Source organism: Pseudomonas salicis, assembly GCF_057128705.1.
On the sequence record NZ_JBSKHU010000001.1, the window covers coordinates 510,596 to 530,607 of the forward strand.

The window sequence follows — 20,012 nt, forward strand, 5'->3', positions numbered from 1 at the left end:
AAGTTCGCGGCGGTGCTCTGGTCCAGGGCGCCGCCGATCCATTTCTGTTTGCCAGACCCACCGCGCACCTGCTATCTGTATGCCCGTCCAGTATTCAGACTGCCTGTTGCCTCTTCCCGTGACCGCCATCCTTTCCCCCGAACCCGCTGTCGATGCCGACCCGGATGCATCGCCGCCCGGGCCTGTGCAGCCAGCGGTCGATCCGCAGCACGGCTATGCCATCGCGGTGCGGGCCTTGTGCGAGTTCACGGCCAAGGTCGGAGACCTTGATCTGCGTTTCACGCCATCGCCCACGGCCCAAGAGGGGATCGCCGGACATCGCACGGTGGCGTCCCGTCGCGGGATTGACTATCAAGCGGAAGTCTCCCTGTCCGGCGCCTACCAGGAATTGAACGTCCGAGGCCGGGCCGACGGCTATGACGCGGCGCTCAATCAGTTGGAAGAGGTGAAGACCTACCGCGGCGACCTCGACAAGATGCCCGCCAATCACCGGCAGCTGCACTGGGCCCAGGCCAAAGTGTACGGATGGTTGATTTGTCAGCAGTTGAAGCTGGCCGAAGTGAACGTCACGCTGGTGTATTTCAACATCATCAACGAGCAGGAAACCCTGATTCGCGAACGGCACAGCGCTGATGAACTCAAGGCCTTCTTTGAGGCGCAGTGTCAGATTTTTCTGCACTGGGCACGTCAGGAAATGGCCCATGTTCAAACGCGAAACGACGTGCTGACCGATCTGAAATTTCCTCACGGTGCGTTCCGAGCGGGCCAGCGGGTGTTGGCGGAGTCGGTGTACAAGGCCGTCAGCACCGGGCGTTGCCTCATGGCGCAGGCGCCGACCGGCATCGGCAAGACCATCGGCACGGTGTTCCCGATGCTCAAGGCGACGCCGACCCAAAAGCTCGACAAGGTGTTCTTTCTCACCGCCAAGACCCCGGGCCGCAAATTGGCGCTGGATGCCTTGAGTGTGATCGCCCGCAGCGCCCCCGAGCTGGATGTGCGTGTGCTGGAAATGGTCGCGCGGGACAAGGCCTGCGAATTCCCCGCCAACGCCTGCAACGGCGATTCCTGCCCATTGGCTAAAGGGTTTTACGACCGCTTGCCCGCCGCCCGCAGCGAGGCTGTGGCCCACCGCTGGCTGGATCAGCCCGGGTTGCGTGAAGTGGCCTTGCGGCACGACGTCTGTCCTTATTATCTGAGCCAGGAAATGGCGCGCTGGTCGGACGTGGTGATCGCCGACTACAACTATTACTTCGACCTCAGCGCCTTGCTGTTCGGGTTGTGCCAGTTCAATCAGTGGCGCGTCGCGGTGCTGGTGGACGAGGCACACAACATGGTCGAGCGTGCTCGGCAGATGTACAGCGCGAGCCTCGACCAATTCGTTTTGAATCAGGTCCGGCAGAGCGCGCCGGAGCCCTTGAAAAAATCCCTGCAACGGCTTAATCGCGAGTGGAACGCGCTGCATAAGGAACAGGTCGCGCCGTACCAGGCCTATCCCGCGACCCCTGGCAAATTCCTCTCGGCGCTCAACCTGTGCGTCGCCGCGTTCGGTGATTATTTCAACGATCATCCCCACGCGGCCAACGGCGAACTGCAAAGCTTCTATTTCGAAGCGATCCAGTTCGGGCGGATTGCCGAGCTGTTCGGTGAGCATTACCTGTTCGACATCAGCAAGCGCGAGGCGAGGGGCAACAAGGCGCTGTCGAAACTGACCCTGCGCAACGTCGTGCCTGCCGAATTCATTCGCCCGCGCCTCACCGCCGCCCGCAGCACGGTGCTGTTCTCGGCCACGCTCAACCCCCGGCATTTTTACCGCGACCTGCTGGGTCTGCCGGAGAACACGGCGTGGATCGATGTCGAGTCGCCGTTTCAAAAGGCGCAACTGGACGTGCACATCGTCAGCCGCATCTCCACCCGCTACACCCATCGACAGGCGTCGCTGGCGCCCATCGTGGCGCTGATGGCCGAGCAATTCCAGGTGCGCCCTGGCAACTACCTCGCATTCTTCAGCAGCTTCGACTACCTGCAACAGGTGGCGGAATTGATGCGCGCCAGCCACCCCGACGTGCCCCTGTGGCAGCAGTCACGGGGCATGGCCGAAAGTGATCGGCAGGCATTCCTCGACCGTTTCACCCCTGAGAGCCAAGGCATTGGCTTCGCGGTGCTGGGCGGCGCGTTCGGTGAAGGGATCGATTTGCCGGGGGCGCGGCTGATCGGCGCGTTCATCGCGACCCTCGGCCTGGCGCAGATCAACCCGGTCAACGAACAGCTCAAGCAGCGAATGAGCCTGTTGTTCGGCGCCGGTTACGATTACACCTATCTCTACCCCGGCCTGCAGAAAGTGGTGCAGGCGGCAGGGCGGGTGATTCGCGGTCAGGATGATCGTGGGGTGGTGATGCTGATCGACGACCGGTTTGCCGAGCACAAGATTCAGCAGTTGTTGCCGACGTGGTGGCAGCTGTAGGTCGGCCCGTGCAATTGTCTCAAGCGGTTACGGATCGATAGCCGAGCAAGGCGGTCCAACTGCCAGTAAACTGCCGCGATACCGGCATTTTTATCTGTTGCGCTGCCTCTTTTTTTCTTCTTCTCACGTTTTCCATCCACGGAGGTTTCCCATGAGCATCAGTCCATTCGCAGGCAAACAGGCGCCTGCGGAATTGCTGGTCGATCTTCCTCGTCTGGTGACGGCCTATTACACCGGCCAGCCGGACGCCTCGGTTCCCACCCAACGGGTTTCCTTCGGCACGTCCGGTCACCGCGGCAGCTCGTTCGACCTGAGCTTCAATGAATGGCACGTGTTGGCAATCAGTCAGGCCATTTGCCTGTACCGTCAGGCCAACGGCATCGATGGCCCGCTGTTTCTCGGCGCCGACACCCATGCGCTGTCCACCCCGGCAGCCGCCTCTGCGCTGGAAGTGCTGGCGGCCAACGGCGTCAACGTGATGATTTCCGAAGGCGATGAGTACACGCCCACTCCGGCGGTGTCCCACGCGATCATCTGCTACAACAAAGGCCGTACGTCGGGCCTTGCTGACGGCATCGTCATCACGCCGTCGCACAACCCGCCGGAAAGCGGCGGTTTCAAATACAACCCCACCAATGGCGGCCCGGCCGATTCGCACATCACCAAGTGGATCGAAACCAAGGCCAACGAACTGCTTGCCGAGAAGATCATCGGCGTCACACGCATCACGCTTGAAAAGGCCTTGCGCGCGGACACCACTCACCGCCACGACTACGTGAACACCTACGTCGCCGACCTGAAGAACGTCATCGACATGGACGCCATCCGTGGCGCCAATCTGCGTCTGGGCGTTGACCCGCTGGGCGGCGCGGGGGTGCGTTACTGGTCGGCCATTGGCGAGTATTACGGCCTGAACCTGGAGGTGGTGAACAAATTCGTCGACCCGACTTTCCGCTTCATGAGCGTCGACTGGGATGGCAAGATCCGCATGGACCCGTCGTCCAATTTCGCGATGCAGAGCCTGATCGGTCTGAAAGATCGCTTCCAGGTCGCGTTCGCCTGCGACCCGGACCACGACCGTCACGGCATCGTCACCCCGACCGGTGGCCTGTTGGCGCCGAACAATTACCTGGCGGTGTCCATCGATTACCTGTTCCAGAACCGTCCTGACTGGCGCGCTGATGCGGCGGTCGGCAAGACCGTGGTCAGCAGCGGCATGATCGACCGCGTGACCCAGCGTCTGGGCCGTCGTTTGTACGAAGTGCCGGTGGGCTTCAAGTTCTTCGCCGAGGGGCTGTATGAAGGCTCGCTGGGTTTCGGCGGCGAAGAGAGCGCGGGGGCGTCTTTCCTCCGTCGTGATGGCAGCGTCTGGACCACCGACAAGGACGGCCTGATCCCGGCGCTGCTGGCGGCAGAAATCCGTGCCCGCAAAGGCCGTGACCCGAGCGAGATGTACAAGGCGCTGACCGATGAACTGGGCGAGCCTGTCTCTACCCGCGTCGAAGCCAAGGCGAACTTCGAGCAGAAGGCGCTGTTGAGCAAACTCTCGCCGGAGCAGGTGACGTCGACCGAGCTGGCAGGGGAGAAGATCGAGCAGATCCTCAGCAAGGCACCGGGCAATGACCAGGCAATCGGCGGTTTGAAAGTGATGACTGAAAACGGCTGGTTCGCCGCGCGGCCTTCCGGCACCGAGGACATCTACAAGATCTACGCCGAAAGCTTCAAGGGTGAGGACCACCTGAAACGCCTGGTGGCCGAAGCGCAGGTGCTGGTGGATGCGGCCATCGCGCCGAAGTAGTTCCGGATTGCGCATCGGTCGCGTGGCTGCGATGCACCGCTATCCCACAGGATCGATGAAAGACAACCCACAGGGATAATCCTGTGACAAAAAAACGCCCCGGTTCCTCACGAAACCGGGGCGTTTGCATTGCAGGGGCTTTACGCCACATCCACCAGCACAATCTCGCTGTCTTCAATGGCCGTCACACGCAGCACGCGTTCTTGCTCCACGGCCACGCCATCCCGGGCTTGAGCACGCAGGCCGTTGACTTCGATGCTGCCGGTCGCGGGGACCAGATACGCACGGCGACCTTCATCCAGCGCATATTCCGCGGTTTCGCCCGCTTTCAGGTTCGCCGCCACCAACCGCGCATTCGCCCGAATTCGCAGCTCGATGTCATCGTCCGCCTTGCCGCTGGCCAGCGTCACGAAGCCTTCGCGGTTGCCTTTCGGGAACGGTTTGGCGCCCCAGGACGGCGGAGCTCCGACTTCATCCGGCATGATCCAGATCTGGAAAATCCGCGTCTCTTTCGACTCCAGATTGTATTCGCTGTGGGCCACGCCGGTCCCGGCGCTCATCACCTGCACGTCACCGGCTTCGGTACGTCCACGGTTGCCTAGGCTGTCTTCGTGGGTGATCGCGCCTTCACGGACATAGGTGATGATTTCCATGTCGCGGTGCGGGTGACGTGGAAAGCCAGTGCCGGCTTCGATCACGTCATCGTTCCAGACCCGCAGTTGCCCCCAGCTCATGCGGCCCGGGTCATAGTAGTTGGCGAACGAAAAGTGGTGATGCGCGTTCAGCCAGCCGTGGTCGGCGCCGCCGAGGGATGTGAAAGGTCTCAGTTGCAGCATGATCAGTTCCTCCGTTAGCAGGGCCGGGCCGTTCAAAGGGGGCACCGCTGTTAGTCGATGGAGCAATGATCCGTCAAAGTAATATCGATAAAAAGCGTAAGTTTTGCGTAATAACAATCAGATAATCCGATATTTAATGAGCGCCAAACGTTGATCTTTACCTGCACTTGATCGGCTAACCCCATGACCGCAAAGCATTTCGCTGGAGCTTCATGACGAATGGGGCGACCATAGGCGCCTATTCGCCCAACGTTGATAGCTGGAGCCCGCGTGTCGCACGATTTTCCCGCCGAGCCACCCCACGAACTGCCTCCCGACCTGACCATCCCCGACCGCCTGCCGTTCTTCAAACGCCTGCTGGCCCGCCTGATCGGTGGCAGCCTGTCACGTCTTGAAGCGCAGCACGTGCCCTCCTGGAAACAGGGGCACGCCGACGGCTTCCTCAACGGCCACGCCGAGGGCATGAACGAGGGGTACGCCGAAGGGCACCTGGACGGCATCGAGGAAGGGCGCCGCGTCCTGGTGATTCGCGACACGCGACCGCTGGAGCATCGCGGGCCGAGGGTAGACGATCACCTGTTCGATGACTGGCGCCTGCCCCTGAGCAACGAGCTGAAAAAGCGCATCAAGGCCGATGTCGCCGAAAAGCTGCCCCCTCACGCACAACCCACTGCCGCGCAATGGAAGATGATCTTCAGCGACACGCCGTCCACCTACGTCATCGCGGGCGCCGGGGCGGGTAAATCGACCTCGCTGGTGCTTCGGGTGCTGCTGTTGCATCACTACCTGGGCTTCGAACTGGACGCCATGACCGTGGTGACCTTCACCCGCGAGTCGCGGAAAGATTTCATCAACAAACTGATCGAAGTCATGGGCCTGTGGGGCCACGACCTGTCGCTGCGTCAGGCGCGGGACGTCGTTCGCACGTTCCATTCGCGCATTCTCCCGCTGGTGCGCAGCCTGCCAGGGTTCGAACAGGTGCAGGCGTTCGAAAACCTCAGCAGTCAGACCGCGGACCTGTTCGGCAAACGGCTGGACGACGGCGAGGACAGCAACCCGTTTGACCTGCGTATCAATGACGCGCAACGGCAGCAGATGAACCTCTGCTACCGCGACCTGTACGCCGCCAACCCGCGTTTTCGCGAGGTCATGGCGCCGCTGTACCGGCATTCGTTGCAGCTCAAGGAACTGGACCGGGACCACCCCGATGTGCAGAAACGCATCACGGTCATGGGCCTGTCGTCCAAGCGCGACGAGGAACTGTGCGACGTCATCGAAGACCTTTGGATCCGTAAGGGTGCGTGGCCGATTCAGGGCGTCGAGCCGATGCGTCAGACCGTGGAAGTCAGCGGGCTGATCTTTCACGTGCATGGCTACGCGGCCGAGCTGGACGCGTGGATCGTGTTGGGCTTCGACCCAAGCGAGGACCAGCACCTGCGGCGGCCCGACGCCAAGCTGCCAGTGTGGGCAGAGTGGGTGATCAAACGCACGCTGTTCCAGGCGTTCTGCCGCAAGCCCGTCATCTGGCTGGAGAACTACGACGCGTCGCGGGGCATGATGCAGTCACTGTCAGGCGCCGCAGTCGCAGGGCCGGGTTTCGAGTACAAGGTCAAAGGGGAACTGAGCGCGGCGCCGTTGCTGGACTGTTTCGTCGCGGCGGCGGGCTTTATCGAGAACCTCGGGCTGGACGTGCCGGACGCCGTGTCGCAGATGAGCTTTTCCAGTGAAGACCCGGACCGGTTCTTCTTCGAGGCCTTGAGCCTGTTCTGGAAGGCCTTCGAAGACCGCCTGCTGGAACAGACCCCGCCGGTCATGACCTACAACCGCATGTTCTCGCTGTTCGGCGAGAAGTCGCCCGAGAACCTGAAGCTGGTGAGCGATGACGGGCTGCGTCCGCTGTCGCACCTGATGATCGACGAATTCCAGGACGTATCACCGCAGATCGTGTCGTGGATTCGCGCCTGCCTGCGGGAAGTCCGCAGTCGAGGCGTCACGCTGCACGGCGGCCGGGGTGCGCAGCGCTCGTCGCTGTTGTGCGTGGGCGATGACTGGCAATCGATCTACGGATGGCGCGGCAGCTCGCCGAAGTTCTTCATGGAATTTCCCAAGGAGTTTTCCTCGCCGTCGACCACCAAGGTCATGCTCAGCGACAACTTCCGCAGTCACCAGCACATCATCGATGCGGCCGAGCACATCGTCCGCGCCGCGCCCGCCATCAGTGGCAAGAAGGCCAGGGCGAGTGGGGCAGAGCAGACGCTGTTGCCGGTCACCGTGCTGGACCGCGACGACGACCAACTGGTCGCCAGCCTGATCGAACACTACAACACCGGTGATTCCGTCCTGCTGCTGTACCGCAAGGGCAGCGAGCGGGCGAAGTTGCCGGAGGCGCTGCAAGCGGTGGTCAACGCCGATTACGCGCTGCCACCCCAGGAACGCCGTCTCAAGCAACTCACGTATCACAGCTCCAAAGGGCTTCAGGCGGACGCGGTCTTCCTGCTCGGCGATTGTCAGCACTTGACGCAATCGCCCTACAAGAATCAGGTCTATCAGTTGGCGAGTCTGGGCCGGGAGGGCGATCTGGAAGCGTTCGACAACGCGCAGAAAGACGAGGTATTGCGCCTGGCCTATGTAGCCATCACCCGGGCGGTGCGGCATTGCTACTGGTTCATCGACGCGGCGGGCAATGACGAGACGGCCACGTCCAGAGCGTCGGCGCGGATTGCCGGGGATAAGGCGTTTTTTGAAGATCGACGGGGAAGTGTTGCGACGGACGCGTGATGCGCGCCCCTCTAACAGCTTCCAGCATCGCCACGACGTTTGAGGCCGAACGCTGATTCAACTGTGGGAGCGAATTCATTCGCGAATCGATCTTCCAGACGGCACATCACCCTCGGATGTACGTTTTCGCGAATGAATTCGCGTCCCACAGAGTTGATCCCGAGATGTTCGGGAATGTGTTCAAGCCTGATGCAGATAAAGCGTCTGCTGCGGCACGAAGGTTTCGAGCTCAAGCTCAATGGCTTCGATGATGCGTTCCACGTCCATCGCGTTCATCACCGTTGCGCAGGGTATCCCGGCAATGGCGATCACCGTTTCACCGCTGGCTCGGTCGAAGAGGCGCGCGACCATGCTGCTGGGTGCATCCATGCTGGCTTCGAAGCCGACCGGATGAAAATGCCAGCGCATCAGCTGGCAGGCGTTGGGGAACGTGACTTTATTCATGGGACCCACCTCGTTCAATCGAGCAATGCCAAAGCTCCGCAGGGCAGGAAAAACAGGGTCTGGCGTCCGGCTTCGAAGAACGTCGCAGCTCGTGTGCCGGAGCACCTCGCTGCTTTGTCGAGTTCCGCGTTGATCGAGGGCAGGATTCACAGATCAGGAGTCAGGTAAAGGTAGCACCGACTTCTTACAGTGATGAGAAAAAAATCCTACATCGTTTGAATCTTTACGCTTCTTTGATTCAGCTCATGTTTCGTTATAGCTTTTTGGCATTTTCTCCATGATTAAATAAATATTTAGGTATAAGGCTTATTGACACCATCCTTTAGAGCTATTCAGGCGTGATGTCCTCAATAAGAGCAACTAAATTGGCGTCAAAAAAACTTTAAACACTGCCTAAGCAGTGTCTATGTAAAGTTTGTTTAACACATGATGGCCATCTTCCTAGTTTTGGATCCCGCATCTGGCACGGTGTAAAAAATATTCTAAAGATCACTGAATAAAAGTTGGCCCGCTGCCGATAGAAGATCAGGGGCACTGAAAACACCAAGAAGCATTTCGTCCGTCACCGTTTGAGTCAAGACCGTGAAGTTTCGAATGCCGGATCGTCGCATGGATGCACTTCGCCGCACTTTAAAGAGAGACATCCCATGTCGATAAGAAACATGAACATCGCGCCACGCGCATTCCTGGGGTTCGCATTCATTGCGGTTCTGGTGGTCGGACTGGGCTTTTTTTCCCTGAACCGCATGGCCGTGATCCGGCAGGCGACGACTGACATGGAATCCAACCAACTGCCGAGCGTGGGCTACCTGGGCAACATGCTGGAAAACTCCCTGCGCCTGCGCATCACCTCGTTCCGCACGTTGGTCAACCGTGAACCGGCTGCGCTTCGCGAAACCGATGGCCGTATTGCTGAACTTATCGGCAAGTTGCAGGAGGCGAAAAAGAACTACGCAGCGTTGCCAGCGGGCAGTGAAGAGGCTGCAGTTTTTCGCCAGTTCGAAGCGACGCTGGCTACTTTTCTGGACGTTCAAAGCCAAGTGCTAGAGCTGTCGCGCCAAGAAAAAATCGAAGACATGCGCAACTTGATCAACACGCGCATGAAAGACGCTACGGATTTGATGGGGGTGCAGATCAACCAACTTATCGCCATCAATAAAGCGGGGGCTGCTGCAGCCGCAGTGGTGTCAAAAGAACAGTATGAAGGTGCCATTGTCGGGATTATTTCCGTCTCGGTGGCAGCGGTGTTATTGACCGTTCTGCTCGCCTGGCTGTTGACCAAAAGTATCGTTAACCCGCTGTCCAGAGCGGTTCGAGTGGCTGAAGAGATTGCCGGTGGCGACTTGACCCGTCCGATCGAGATTGACGGCAAGGACGAACCGGCGCAGCTGTTGAAAGCGCTGGGCACCATGCAGCAGAACCTGCGCAAAACCATTGAATTGATCTCAGGCTCGGCCACCCAGCTGGCGTCGGCGGCGGAAGAGCTGAGTGCGGTCACCGAGGAGTCTTCGCGCGGCCTGCAACAGCAGAACAACGAGATCGAGCAGGCCGCCACGGCGGTGAATGAAATGACAGCGGCCGTGGAAGAAGTGGCACGCAATGCTGTGTCCACGTCTGAAGCGTCCCAGCAGTCGAACCAGACGGCGCGTCAGGGCCGTGATCGCGTGGTTGAGACCGTCAAGTCGATTCAGGACATGACCCAGCAGATTCAGGCAACTACGGGTCTCGTCGAAGGCTTGGCGGAGCAGGGCCGTGACATCGGCAAAGTGCTTGACGTGATCCGTTCCATCGCCGAGCAGACCAACTTGCTGGCACTCAACGCCGCCATCGAAGCGGCGCGGGCCGGGGAGGCGGGACGCGGCTTTGCGGTGGTGGCGGACGAAGTGCGGGCGTTGGCCCATCGCACGGCGCAATCGACCACGGAAATCGAACAGATGGTGGCCGGGATTCAGTCCCGGACCGGCGACGCGGTGCAATCGATGTCACGCAACACCGACAGCACCCGCAGCACCTTGAGTCTGGCCAGTTCGGCAGGGGATGCGCTGGAACTCATTACCGAAGCCATCAGCCAGATCAACGAACGCAATCTGGTCATCGCCAGTGCTTCGGAAGAACAGGCGCAAGTGTCGCGGGAAGTGGACCGCAACCTGGTGAACATCCGCGATCTGGCGGCACAGACAGCGGCAGGTGCCAACCAGACCAGCGCGGCCAGCCACGAGCTGTCGCGTCTGGCGGTGGATCTGAAAGCGATGGTGACCCGGTTTGTGATCTGACGCAGCATTCTGTGGGAGTCGGCCCGTATCAGGCCGGCTCCCACAAGGTTGCGTTTGGTTTATGGATGCGCTGCCGCACGACGAACCGTCGGTTCATCACGCACGGGCTTTACCGTTGTGTCGGGCCTCAGCAGCAACGTCAGCACCACCGACACCAGCAACGCGCCGCTCATGAACAGGTACGACGCGCTCAACGTGCCGGTCACGCCGTTCAAATACCCCACCAGATACGAACCGGCAAACGATCCGAGGGCTCCGAGGCTGTTGATCAGGGCCATGGCGCCGCCTGCGACGTTGGCCGGGAGGATTTCCGGAACAATGGCGAAGAACGGGCCATACGGCGCGTACATGCAGGCCCCGGCAATCACCAGCAGCGAATACGACCACCAGAAATGCTCAGTGCCCAGCGCGTAGGAGCCGTAGAACGCAATGGCAGCCAGTAGCAGGGGCGGCCAGACGAACAGTTTGCGTTTCTGGGTCTTGTCCGACGCCCACGAGACCACGACCATGCCGATCACCGCCGCCAGATAAGGCAACGCTGACAACCAACCGGCCTCGACCATGTCCATCTGCATGCCTTTCTTGATGATCGTCGGCAGCCACAGCACGAAGCCGTACACGCCGATGCTCCAGCAGAAATACTGCGCCGCGAGCAGCAGGACTTTCGGCGAGCGGAAGGCTTCGGCGTAGTTCTTCACAGGCTTGATGCCGACCTGCTCAGCGTCCAGACGCGCTTGCAGTTCGGTCTTTTCCTCGGCGGTCAGCCACTTGGCCTGGGTCGGACGCTCGTCCACCAGGCGCCACCAGATGAAGGCCCAGATCACCGCAGGCAAGCCCTCGACGATGAACATCCAGCGCCAGCTGAAATGCGCCACCAGATAACCCGACACCACCGACATCCACAGCATGGTCACCGGGTTACCGAGGATCAGCACGGTGTTGGCCCGTGAACGCTCGGCCTTGGTGAACCAGTAACAGAGGTACACCAGCATGGCGGGCATGACCGCCGCTTCTACCACGCCGAGCATGAAGCGGATGCCGATCAGCATGTAGGCGTTGGAGACGATGCCGGTCAGGGTCGCCAGGCCACCCCAGAGAATCAGGCTGACGAAGATCAGCTTCTTAACGCTCTTCTTTTGCGCGTAGATCGCCCCCGGCACTTGAAAGAAGAAGTAACCGAGGAAAAACAGCGCACCCAGCAACGACGACATGCCGGGGGTGATGTGCAGGTCTTCGGCCATGCCCGAGGCGGCGGCGAAGCCGTAGTTGGCGCGGTCCAGATAGGCGAGGCTGTAAGTGATGAACACGATCGGCATGATCAGCAGCCAGCGGCGTTTGAGGCCTGCGTGTTTCACGGTGTCGAGTAGCTTTTCCATGTCAAGCTCCCTGAGGGTGTTGTTCTTGTCGCAGCAGGTGATGGGAATGGCGGTTCGGGTAAAACGGGTGTCACGCGGTCTGTCGTCGTGGTGCGTTTGTTGATTCGGCTGTTGATTCGGCGGCTTGCAGGGCTGCGCGAGTCGGCAGGCCCTCCATGTCGCCTCGGCTCTGCACGGCCTGGGCGCCGATCCAGTTGCCCCGCGCGGTGGCCTTAGCGAAGTCGAGGTTCTCCAGCAGCGCGCTGATCACCCCGACCGCGAAGCCATCGCCCGCGCCCACGGTGTCGATCACCTGTGCCACCGGCACGCCGGGCACGAAGGCCTGATTCAGTTGAGTTCGGTAGTAGGCGCCTTTCGCGCCGAGTTTGATCACCACCGCTTCCACACCCTTGTCGAGATAGAACTGTGCGATGTCCGCCGGGGTGTCGCGACCGGTCAGCAACTCGCCTTCCGCCAGGCCGGGCATGACCCAGTCGGCAAGGCTGGCAAGGTGGTTGACCTCACGGATCATCTCGGCCTGACTCGACCACAGCGACGGCCGCAGGTTGGGGTCGAACGACACGCTGCGACCCGACTCACGCATCTGGATCATCAGCGTCTGCGAGAGTTCGCGGCAGGTGGCCGACAACGCCGCCGGGATGCCCGTGGCGTGCAGGTGCCGCGCCTTCAACAGTGCCGGAACGATGTCGTTGACGGACAGGTGACTGGCCGCCGAGCCCCGACGGAAATACTCGACCACCGGGTCGGCGCCTTCCAGCTCCAGCGACTTGAACTGAAAGCCCGTGGGGTGGGCCGGATCGACGGTGACGTGGCGGCAGTCGACGCCTTCCTGTTGCAGGCTGTCGATGACGAAACGCCCCATCGAATCATTGCCCACCCGGCTCAGCCAGGCGACGTTGAAGCCCAGGCGCGAAAGGCCGATGGCGACGTTGCTGTCGGCGCCCGCGATGCGTTTTTCGAAGTGGCGGACAGCGGCCAGATCGCCGGTCTGCTCGGCGACCAGCATGGTCATGGTTTCGCCGAAGGAAAGGATATCGATCTCAGACATGGCTCATGGCCTCCGAAGACGTGTGCATATGGCGCTGGCCCAGTTGGGCAAGGACATCCACCTGGGTGCGGGTGACGTCTAGCAGATCGTCGCCTTGCAGCGGGTATTCGACCGCGCGGGGCAGGCCGAGGGGCATGTGCTTGAGCAACTGCTCCCAGAGGTGCAAGTCAGTCTGGCGCGGCGGCACGGCGATCAGCTTGCCGGCTGTGTTGCGGGACACCGCCTTGCAATGCACGTATTCGACGTAACGGCCCAATTGTTGCGCTGCGGCGCTGGCCGATTGCGCCTGCCACAGCCAGTTGCCGATGTCGAAAGTCATGCCAATGGGCATTTGCAGGGCGTCGATCCGGGCGAAGAACCGGACAAGGGGTTCCAGGCGGCCGCCTTGTGGGGTCTGGTCATTTTCCACCAACAGGTGCACGTCGTAACGGGCGAGGCGATCGGCCAGGGCAGCGATGTCGCTGTCTTCGGTCAGGTGGCCCAACGAGACTTTCAGCCACGGCGCGCCACAGGCCGTCGCCCGTTGCAGGGTCGGTTCCAGCTCGGGATTGGGCGCGTTCTGGCCATCGAGCCACAGCTCCAGCGGCGCCGAATACAGACACTCCAGCCCTTGCGAGCGAATGGCTTCGCCCAACGCGACGAGGTCTTCGCGGCCTGTGAACAGCTCCTCGCGAAGCTCCATGCGGGTCACGCCAGCCTCGACCAGCAGCGGGATAAAACTGGCTTGGCCGCGTTCACGAACGACGTCGGCACCGAAGGCGCCCAGGCTGATGGCAACGGGGAATCGGTTCATTATTGTTGTCCTCTGAAACCGGTTTCATTTTTGTTCGAGCGAAGGTGCTCGAAGAAAGTTCTTCAAACGGACAGGCGGGTAGCCTGCTTTATAAAAGAAGAGGGTCAGGATCGCTGTCGGGTCGAACCGCGCACGATCAGTTGCGCTGGAAAGTCGTACAGCCGCAATGGCTCCTGGTCCCCGCGCAGGCGATTAAGCAGGCACTCGAACGCTGTCACGCCGATGTCGTGGGTCGGTTGGGCAAGGGAGGTGATGCCGCTGCCGACGAGGGGGTACCAGTCCAATTCGTCGAGGGCGATCAGGCCGATGTCGTCGAACAGATGGCAGCCCAATGCGTGCAACTGGCGAGTCGTGCTCAGGGTTGCAACGCCGTTGCCGGTGAACAAGGCTTTGGGGCCGTGCCCCTGATCATCGAGAAAGGCGCGCAGGTGATCGCGCAGGGCAGGGCCGGTTTCACAGACCTGGCCACGGAAGCCGCTGCGTCGGGCAAGGCCGGTCTTGAACGCGTCGACCCGCTCGACTCGCGAACTGGTGCCGTCCTGAGGTTCGGTGACCATGAGGATGTCGCGATAGCCGGTGTGGTGCAGGTGATCCAGCGCTTGCGTGACGGCATCGACGTTGTTGAGCCCGACCAGATCGCTGTCCAGTTGATCGACTTTGCGGTCCACCAACACCATCGGCAATTCGGTGTGCAACTCGCGCAATTCGTCCAGATGATGGCCGAGGGTGTTCACGATCAGACCCTCGATGTTGTACGAGCGCAGAGCCGCGAGGTGCAGGCGTTCCTGCTCATCGTCGCGGTCGGTGTTGCACACCACCAGGCTGTAACCGTGCTTGCGGCAGGCCGTTTCGACGCCGTGCATGACAGCAATGGAATAAGGGTTGCGGATGTCGGCCACCAGCATGCCGATCAGGCGGGTGCGGCCGCGTTTCAAGCCACGGGCCATCTGGTTGGGGCGATAGCCGAGGGTGTCGATGGCGTGTTGAATGCGCCGGGCAATGGCCTCGGACAGCAATTGCCGGTCATCGCCAATGAAGCGCGAGACGCTGGCCTTGGAAACGCCCGCCATGTCGGCGACGTCATTCATGGTGACGCGGGCACGCGTCGGTGTCGGAATGCTGTTCACGGCCTGACCCTTATTGGATTTATCAGCAGGCTTTTATTGTCGAGCGTGTGAGGCTCTGAAACCGGTTTCAGGAAACACCAAAGCGAGGGGTGTCGTCAACTCGGGATCGGATGAAAGGTGGTGCTTGGGGTCCTTGGTGTCTCGATGGTGCCACGTACATCGCTATCGCGAGCAAGCTCACTCCTACAATTAAAAAGCGTTCCCCTGTAGGAGTGAGCTTGCTCGCGATGACGCCGTATCAGTCAATGTAGAGTCAGCCATTCCCCTTGAACGTATCCCGCCACGCCAGAAACCGCTTCTCCAGCATCGCCAACACGCCATCGCTGATCTTGCCCAGCAGCGCCAGCACGATAATCGCCGCCAGCACGATGTCAGGCCGTGAGGTCTCGCGCCCATCGCTGAGCAGATAGCCCAAGCCCTTGGTCGCGGCGATCAGTTCGGCGGCCACCAGAAACATCCACGCCAGGCTCAACCCCGAGCGCAGCCCGGTGAACAGGCCGGGCAGGGCAGCGGGGAGAAACAGGTGAAGAATCATCTGCCGCTGGCTGAACCGATACATCTTGCCGACTTCCACCAGTTTGCGATCAATCCCGCGAATCGCCGCCACGCCGTTGAGGTACACCGGAAAAAACGCGCCGATGGCGATCAGCACGATTTTCGAGGTCTCGCCGATGCCCAGCCACAGCAGCAACAGCGGCACCCACGCCAGGCTCGGGATCGAGCGCAAACCCGCGAACGTGGGTTCCAGATAGGCTTCGGCCTCCCGACTCAATCCGACCCACGCTGCAAACAGCAGGGCCAGGCCCGCGCCGATGCCGAACCCGCTCAACACCCGCAGCAGGCTGGCGCTGATGTGTTTCCACAAGGCGCCGTTGGCCAAGTCGGTCAGCGTGGTGAAAATCTCGCTGGGCGCGGGCATCTGGTACGAGTGAACCCAGCCGATGCGAACGACGATTTCCAGCAGCACCAGAATCGCCACCGGCACCACCAGCCCTTTGAGGCGGCCGCGCCATCGGTTGGGCGTGGACGCGGCGGGTGCAACCGGTGTGCCGGCTTCGGCGTTCAGCGATTCGACCTGGGAGCTGCTCATGGCTTGGCGACGACGGCGTTGCCGAAGGTCGGGTCAATCAACTGATCGATGACCTGATCGACATTCGTGCCTTTGCGCACCAGTTCTTCCGACACCAGAATCGGCGCGGCGGCTTTGGAGGCGGTCACGTCTTTATCGGTCAACTGCGGGCTGCTGATGTCGGTGCGGGTCAGTTGCAGCTTGGCGACGTCCAGTGGCAGGCCGGATTCGGTGGCCAGCAATTTCGCCAGCTCTTCCGGATTCTTCAGCGACCATTCGCGGGCCTGCTCGTAGGCGCTCAACACGGTCTTGATCGCCTCCGGATGCTCTTTGGCGTACGTCTCGGTCACGCTGACCACGCCGTAGCTGTTGAAGTCCTTGTTGCGATAAAGCAGGCGCGAACCCGCCTGAATTTCGCTGGCGGCCATGTGCGGATCGAGACCCGCCCACGCGTCGACGTCGCCTTTCTCCAGCGCAATGCGGCCGTCCGGGTGTTGCAGGTGCAGCAGCTCCACGTCGTCTTTGGTCAGCTTCGCCTGTTGCAGCGCGCGCAAGGTGAAGAGGTACGGGTCGGTGCCTTTTGTGGCGGCGATTTTCTTGCCTTTAAGGTCAGCGACGGTTTTAAGCGTCGAATCTTTGCGTACCACCAGCGCGGTCCACTCGGCGCGGCTGTAGACGTAGACTGACTTGATCGGGCTGCCGTTGGCACGGGCCAACACAGCGGACAGGCTGGCCGACGAGGCGAAATCAACGCCGCCGCTGTTCAAATATTCCAGCGAGCGGTTGCTGCCCTGGCTGAACACCCAACTGACCTTGGTGTTCGGCAGGGCCTTCTCCAGCCAGCCGAAATGTTTGAGCACCAGGCTTACCGGCGAGTAGTAGGCGTAATCCAGATGCACCTCGGCCGGCGGCGCTTCGGCGGCTTGGGCGAAGGGTTGCAGGGTCAGTGCCAGGGCACCGGCCAGGAGTTTCAGGGAAGTGGGCAGGCGAGGGAACGCGGTCATGATCAAGTCCAGTCGAAGGGTTTGAAGCTGCACGGGGCTGCTTATGTCGAAAACGGTAGTCAGCGCGAGTCAGCCTGCTCAAATGGAATAATGCAGGCTCTGTGCCATGAACTCATGTGCGGGCTAGCGTGGGGCGACTGGGGCAAGAGGACGTGGACGCAGTTGCTCCATCAACAGTTTGCGGAAGCGGTGTTGCCCGAGAAACACTGTGTGAAATATCTGCATTAAACAGTTGTCAGGCTTCGGCGCGGTCTGCATGCTGGCTTTTTTCAATTGTGTTACAGGACTTTTCTGCGCATGTCTGTCCCTGCCCGAGATGCCGATGCTGCGTCACGCCGTTCGGCGACCGTTCTCAGCCTGTGCCTGCCCAGCGATGTCCTGTTGTACCTGCTAATGCCCATGAACGCCGACGCCTTTGGCATCAGTCTCGCCGAAGCGGGGGTGCTGCTGGCGGCCAACCGGCTGGTGCGGATCTTCGGCTATGGCTACGTCGTGCGCTTCTACGCACAGCGCGGCGACCGGGCGGCGCTGACCCTGGCTTCGCTGGTGTCGATGGTCTGCGCGGTGGGCAACTCGTTCATCACCGGTTTCTGGTGGCTGCTGATTCTGCGGTTGGGCTGGGGATTGGCGTACGCGGCGTTGAACCTGTCCACCCAAGCTCTCGCAACCTCCGAACCTGCCGGCGCGGCCCGCAGGTCAGGCACCTCACGGGCGATCATCGCCATCGGCCCGATGCTCGCGCTGCCTCTGGGGGCGCTGGTAAGCATGTATTTCGGCCCTCGGGTGATCTTTCTGATACTCGCCTTCTTTTCCCTCATCGGCCTGTTCATCGCCCGAGGGCTGCCGAGCGTTCCCCATGCGATGCCGACCGCCAACGGGCGTCGCTTCAAGGCGCCGGACAGCGTGGCCATGTGGTCCTTCATCGAAGGCGTCGCGCTGGACGGGCTGTTTATCTTCGGCCTGTCGTTGCAGGCGCAATCGGTGCTGGGTGGCAACGCAGTGTTCATCGCCGGGGTGCTGCTGGCGTTGCGTTACGTCTCGGAAATGCTCCTGAGTCCTTTAGGTGGTCGCGCCGCCGCGAGCTACGGGGCGGTGCGCATGCTGGTGGTGTTCTCGGCGCTGACGACCCTGGCGTTGACGGCCTTCGGCTTTCACTGGCTGATCATCGGCGCGGGCGGCGTGCTGATCCTGCGTGCGCTGCAATTGCCGCTGGTCACCACGCTGGTGGCCGAGCGCAATCCGGGGGTAGGGCGCGTCCAGGCACTGGCCGGAAATGCGGTCTGGCGTGACGTCGGTGCGGGCGTCGGGCCTTTGCTGGCCGGGGTGGTGCTGCCCATCGCCTCGCCGTCCTGGGTCTACAGCCTGGCGGGGTTGGCGGTGGTGGTCAGCGCCGTGGTGTGCAGTCGCTATCGGGTTCGCGAAGTACCTGCCTGAAGGGCTTTCGAAACATCCTATTACATACCGTTCAGCGATTAGTCCGGTAAATCAGAGGCTTGCATGCAACCTCTGAGGTCATTTCCTATCTCATGGTCATTCTTCATACGGACATAAAGCTTCGTTAGCCTGCAGTCGCTAGCGAAATGCCAGTTCACAGGGACGTTGCTCAGGGCGCTCAGCCCTTCACGCATCACAAGAACCCAGGCCATCATGACCTTTTTCAAAACCCCGGTTACTTCGACAGCCCTGCAACGCATCGCCTATTTCTTGCTGCCGATCCTGCTGATCTGCTCGGCGGTGTTCTGGTTTACCGTCGGCAGGGGCGTGCATGCGGAACCGAAGAACGGCACGCAGACGCTGGTGTTCCTGCGCCACGCGGAAAAGCCTGACATGGGCCTCGGCCAGTTGAACTGCCAGGGCCTGAACCGCGCCATCGACCTCTCTACCGTATTGCCGGATACCTTCGGCAAAGCGGACTTCATCTTCGCCGCCAACCCCAGCCGTCACGTTGAAGAAGGCGCAGGCGATCATTCCTATAGCTACTTGCGCCCTTTGATGACCGTCGGCCCGAGCGCGATCAAGCTCGGGTTGCCCATCAACATCGACTTCGCCGCCAACGACACCAGCGACCTCGCCGACGAGCTGATGCGCGATAAATACCACGACGCCACCATCTACACCGCCTGGTCCCACGGCTACCTGCCCGAACTGATCAACAAAGTCGCCGAAGAGGCCTCCGGCCAGGACCTCAAACTCGTCAAGGACTGGATGGGCGACGACTTTGACTCCGTCCTGGTGCTGACCCTGAAGTGGAACAACGGCAAGGCGACGTTGCAGTATGAGAACTACAAGCAGAACCTGAATGACGGCGCGGTGGGGTGCCCGACGTGAAGTTCCTGTCGAGAATCTGACCGCAAGATCTGGATGGTCCTCATCGCACACCCGGTTACTATGGGCGCAGTGCGAAAGACGAGGAGCCTTCCATGAACTTCACTTATCGCTTCATCGATTCTCCTGTGGGCCAGTTGAAACTGGTGGCCAAGGGTGCGGCGTTGGCCGCGATTCTTTGGGAAAACGACCGCCCCAATCGCGTCCTGCTGGGGCCCATGACCGAAGCCCCCCACAGCGAAATCCTTGATCAGGCCGAACAGCAACTGGCGGAATATTTCGCGGGAACGCGTAACCGTTTCGACCTGCTGCTGGACTTTCACGGCACTGATTTCCAGAAAAAAGTCTGGCACGCCTTGCTGGCGATTCCGTTCGGCGAGACCCGCAGCTACCTGCAAATCGCCATCGAAATCGGCAACCCCGCTGCCGTGCGTGCGGTCGGGGCGGCCAATGGCAAGAACCCGATTTCCATCGTCGCGCCGTGCCATCGGGTGATCGGCAGTTCTGGCGCGCTCACCGGATTTGCCGGTGGCCTGGCGGCCAAAGAGCTGTTGCTGACCCTTGAAGGCGGGATGCCGAAATCCTCGAAAAAGAACCGCGACGAGATGGCCTCCGCCCAAGCATCGCTGTTCTAGACTCAAGCGCCCTTCAACAGTGTTTTACCCGTCACCTTCACATGG

Annotated in this window: 15 protein-coding genes; 7 read left to right on the forward strand and 8 right to left on the reverse strand. The window is 61.0% G+C overall.

The window, feature by feature from the left end:
* The first annotated feature begins 184 nt into the window (after positions 1-184).
* Both ACWKWE_RS02360 and pgm read left to right on the forward strand, forming a co-directional pair.
* Complete coding sequence (locus tag ACWKWE_RS02360; protein WP_483849969.1) at positions 185-2,461, forward strand: ATP-dependent DNA helicase; 2,277 nt, start codon at positions 185-187, stop codon at positions 2,459-2,461.
* 151 nt (positions 2,462-2,612) lie between these two features.
* Positions 2,613-4,259 carry a phosphoglucomutase (alpha-D-glucose-1,6-bisphosphate-dependent) gene (gene pgm / locus ACWKWE_RS02365; RefSeq protein WP_483849491.1) on the forward strand — a complete coding sequence of 549 codons (1,647 nt, stop codon included), beginning with the start codon at positions 2,613-2,615 and terminating at the stop codon, positions 4,257-4,259.
* A 140-nt stretch (positions 4,260-4,399) separates the two neighbouring features.
* Here the strand turns inward: pgm and ACWKWE_RS02370 are convergent, their stop codons facing one another.
* Positions 4,400-5,095 (reverse strand): pirin family protein, encoded by a 696-nt coding sequence (locus tag ACWKWE_RS02370; RefSeq protein WP_166597801.1) that lies wholly within the window; start codon positions 5,093-5,095, stop codon positions 4,400-4,402.
* 270 nt (positions 5,096-5,365) lie between these two features.
* On the opposite strand from ACWKWE_RS02370, the gene ACWKWE_RS02375 reads away from it, so the two are divergent.
* The gene (locus tag ACWKWE_RS02375) at positions 5,366-7,873 is read left to right on the forward strand and encodes a UvrD-helicase domain-containing protein (RefSeq protein WP_483849492.1); all 2,508 of its coding nucleotides are present in this window, start codon (positions 5,366-5,368) and stop codon (positions 7,871-7,873) included.
* Between the two features lie 180 nt (positions 7,874-8,053).
* Here ACWKWE_RS02375 and ACWKWE_RS02380 read toward each other — a convergent pair whose 3' ends face one another.
* The gene (locus ACWKWE_RS02380) at positions 8,054-8,335 is read right to left on the reverse strand and encodes a DUF1652 domain-containing protein (protein WP_166597835.1); all 282 of its coding nucleotides are present in this window, start codon (positions 8,333-8,335) and stop codon (positions 8,054-8,056) included.
* A 629-nt stretch (positions 8,336-8,964) separates the two neighbouring features.
* Between ACWKWE_RS02380 and ACWKWE_RS02385 the strand changes: the two genes are divergently transcribed.
* The gene (locus tag ACWKWE_RS02385; RefSeq protein WP_483849493.1) at positions 8,965-10,590 is read left to right on the forward strand and encodes a methyl-accepting chemotaxis protein; all 1,626 of its coding nucleotides are present in this window, start codon (positions 8,965-8,967) and stop codon (positions 10,588-10,590) included.
* A 59-nt stretch (positions 10,591-10,649) separates the two neighbouring features.
* Here the strand turns inward: ACWKWE_RS02385 and ACWKWE_RS02390 are convergent, their stop codons facing one another.
* The 6 genes from ACWKWE_RS02390 to ACWKWE_RS02415 all read right to left on the reverse strand — a co-directional run bounded on the left by ACWKWE_RS02390 (position 10,650) and on the right by ACWKWE_RS02415 (position 17,007).
* A complete protein-coding gene (locus tag ACWKWE_RS02390) occupies positions 10,650-11,966 on the reverse strand; it encodes an MFS transporter (protein WP_483849494.1) in 1,317 nt (438 codons plus the stop codon).
* Positions 11,967-12,036: 70 nt separating this feature from the next.
* Entirely contained in the window at positions 12,037-13,014 is a 978-nt protein-coding gene (locus tag ACWKWE_RS02395) for a sugar kinase (RefSeq protein WP_166597805.1), read from the reverse strand.
* The gene (locus tag ACWKWE_RS02400) at positions 13,007-13,807 is read right to left on the reverse strand and encodes a sugar phosphate isomerase/epimerase family protein (RefSeq protein WP_483849495.1); all 801 of its coding nucleotides are present in this window, start codon (positions 13,805-13,807) and stop codon (positions 13,007-13,009) included. Before ACWKWE_RS02400 ends, ACWKWE_RS02395 begins: the two co-directional genes overlap by 8 nt.
* Before the next feature lie 104 nt (positions 13,808-13,911).
* On the reverse strand, positions 13,912-14,895 hold the full coding sequence (locus tag ACWKWE_RS02405) for a LacI family DNA-binding transcriptional regulator (protein WP_483849970.1): 984 nt from the start codon (positions 14,893-14,895) through the stop codon (positions 13,912-13,914).
* 292 nt (positions 14,896-15,187) lie between these two features.
* Positions 15,188-16,024 carry an ABC transporter permease gene (locus tag ACWKWE_RS02410; RefSeq protein WP_483849496.1) on the reverse strand — a complete coding sequence of 279 codons (837 nt, stop codon included), beginning with the start codon at positions 16,022-16,024 and terminating at the stop codon, positions 15,188-15,190.
* Positions 16,021-17,007: an aliphatic sulfonate ABC transporter substrate-binding protein gene (locus ACWKWE_RS02415; protein WP_483849497.1), complete on the reverse strand. Its 987-nt coding sequence runs from the start codon at positions 17,005-17,007 to the stop codon at positions 16,021-16,023. Before ACWKWE_RS02415 ends, ACWKWE_RS02410 begins: the two co-directional genes overlap by 4 nt.
* 297 nt (positions 17,008-17,304) lie before the next feature.
* Here ACWKWE_RS02415 and ACWKWE_RS02420 point away from each other — a divergent pair, with 297 nt between their 5' ends.
* The 3 genes from ACWKWE_RS02420 (at position 17,305) to ACWKWE_RS02430 (ending at position 19,967) form a co-directional block, all read left to right on the forward strand.
* Complete coding sequence (locus ACWKWE_RS02420; RefSeq protein ID WP_166597809.1) at positions 17,305-18,441, forward strand: MFS transporter; 1,137 nt, start codon at positions 17,305-17,307, stop codon at positions 18,439-18,441.
* 213 nt (positions 18,442-18,654) lie between these two features.
* On the forward strand, positions 18,655-19,335 hold the full coding sequence (locus ACWKWE_RS02425) for a hypothetical protein (protein WP_166597810.1): 681 nt from the start codon (positions 18,655-18,657) through the stop codon (positions 19,333-19,335).
* Between the two features lie 92 nt (positions 19,336-19,427).
* Positions 19,428-19,967 carry a methylated-DNA--[protein]-cysteine S-methyltransferase gene (locus tag ACWKWE_RS02430; protein WP_483849498.1) on the forward strand — a complete coding sequence of 180 codons (540 nt, stop codon included), beginning with the start codon at positions 19,428-19,430 and terminating at the stop codon, positions 19,965-19,967.
* The last annotated feature ends 45 nt before the right edge of the window (positions 19,968-20,012 follow it).

Coding starts and splice junctions, on each gene's coding strand:
- ACWKWE_RS02385 (WP_483849493.1), top strand. CDS start 8,965: ATGTCGATAAGAAACATGAACATCGCGCCACGCGCATTCCTGGGGTTC.
- ACWKWE_RS02415 (WP_483849497.1), bottom strand. CDS start 17,007: ATGACCGCGTTCCCTCGCCTGCCCACTTCCCTGAAACTCCTGGCCGGT.
- ACWKWE_RS02395 (WP_166597805.1), bottom strand. CDS start 13,014: ATGTCTGAGATCGATATCCTTTCCTTCGGCGAAACCATGACCATGCTG.
- ACWKWE_RS02405 (WP_483849970.1), bottom strand. CDS start 14,895: ATGAATGACGTCGCCGACATGGCGGGCGTTTCCAAGGCCAGCGTCTCG.
- ACWKWE_RS02425 (WP_166597810.1), top strand. CDS start 18,655: ATGACCTTTTTCAAAACCCCGGTTACTTCGACAGCCCTGCAACGCATC.
- ACWKWE_RS02410 (WP_483849496.1), bottom strand. CDS start 16,024: ATGAGCAGCTCCCAGGTCGAATCGCTGAACGCCGAAGCCGGCACACCG.
- ACWKWE_RS02390 (WP_483849494.1), bottom strand. CDS start 11,966: ATGGAAAAGCTACTCGACACCGTGAAACACGCAGGCCTCAAACGCCGC.
- ACWKWE_RS02430 (WP_483849498.1), top strand. CDS start 19,428: ATGAACTTCACTTATCGCTTCATCGATTCTCCTGTGGGCCAGTTGAAA.
- ACWKWE_RS02420 (WP_166597809.1), top strand. CDS start 17,305: ATGTCTGTCCCTGCCCGAGATGCCGATGCTGCGTCACGCCGTTCGGCG.
- ACWKWE_RS02400 (WP_483849495.1), bottom strand. CDS start 13,807: ATGAACCGATTCCCCGTTGCCATCAGCCTGGGCGCCTTCGGTGCCGAC.
- ACWKWE_RS02370 (WP_166597801.1), bottom strand. CDS start 5,095: ATGCTGCAACTGAGACCTTTCACATCCCTCGGCGGCGCCGACCACGGC.
- pgm (WP_483849491.1), top strand. CDS start 2,613: ATGAGCATCAGTCCATTCGCAGGCAAACAGGCGCCTGCGGAATTGCTG.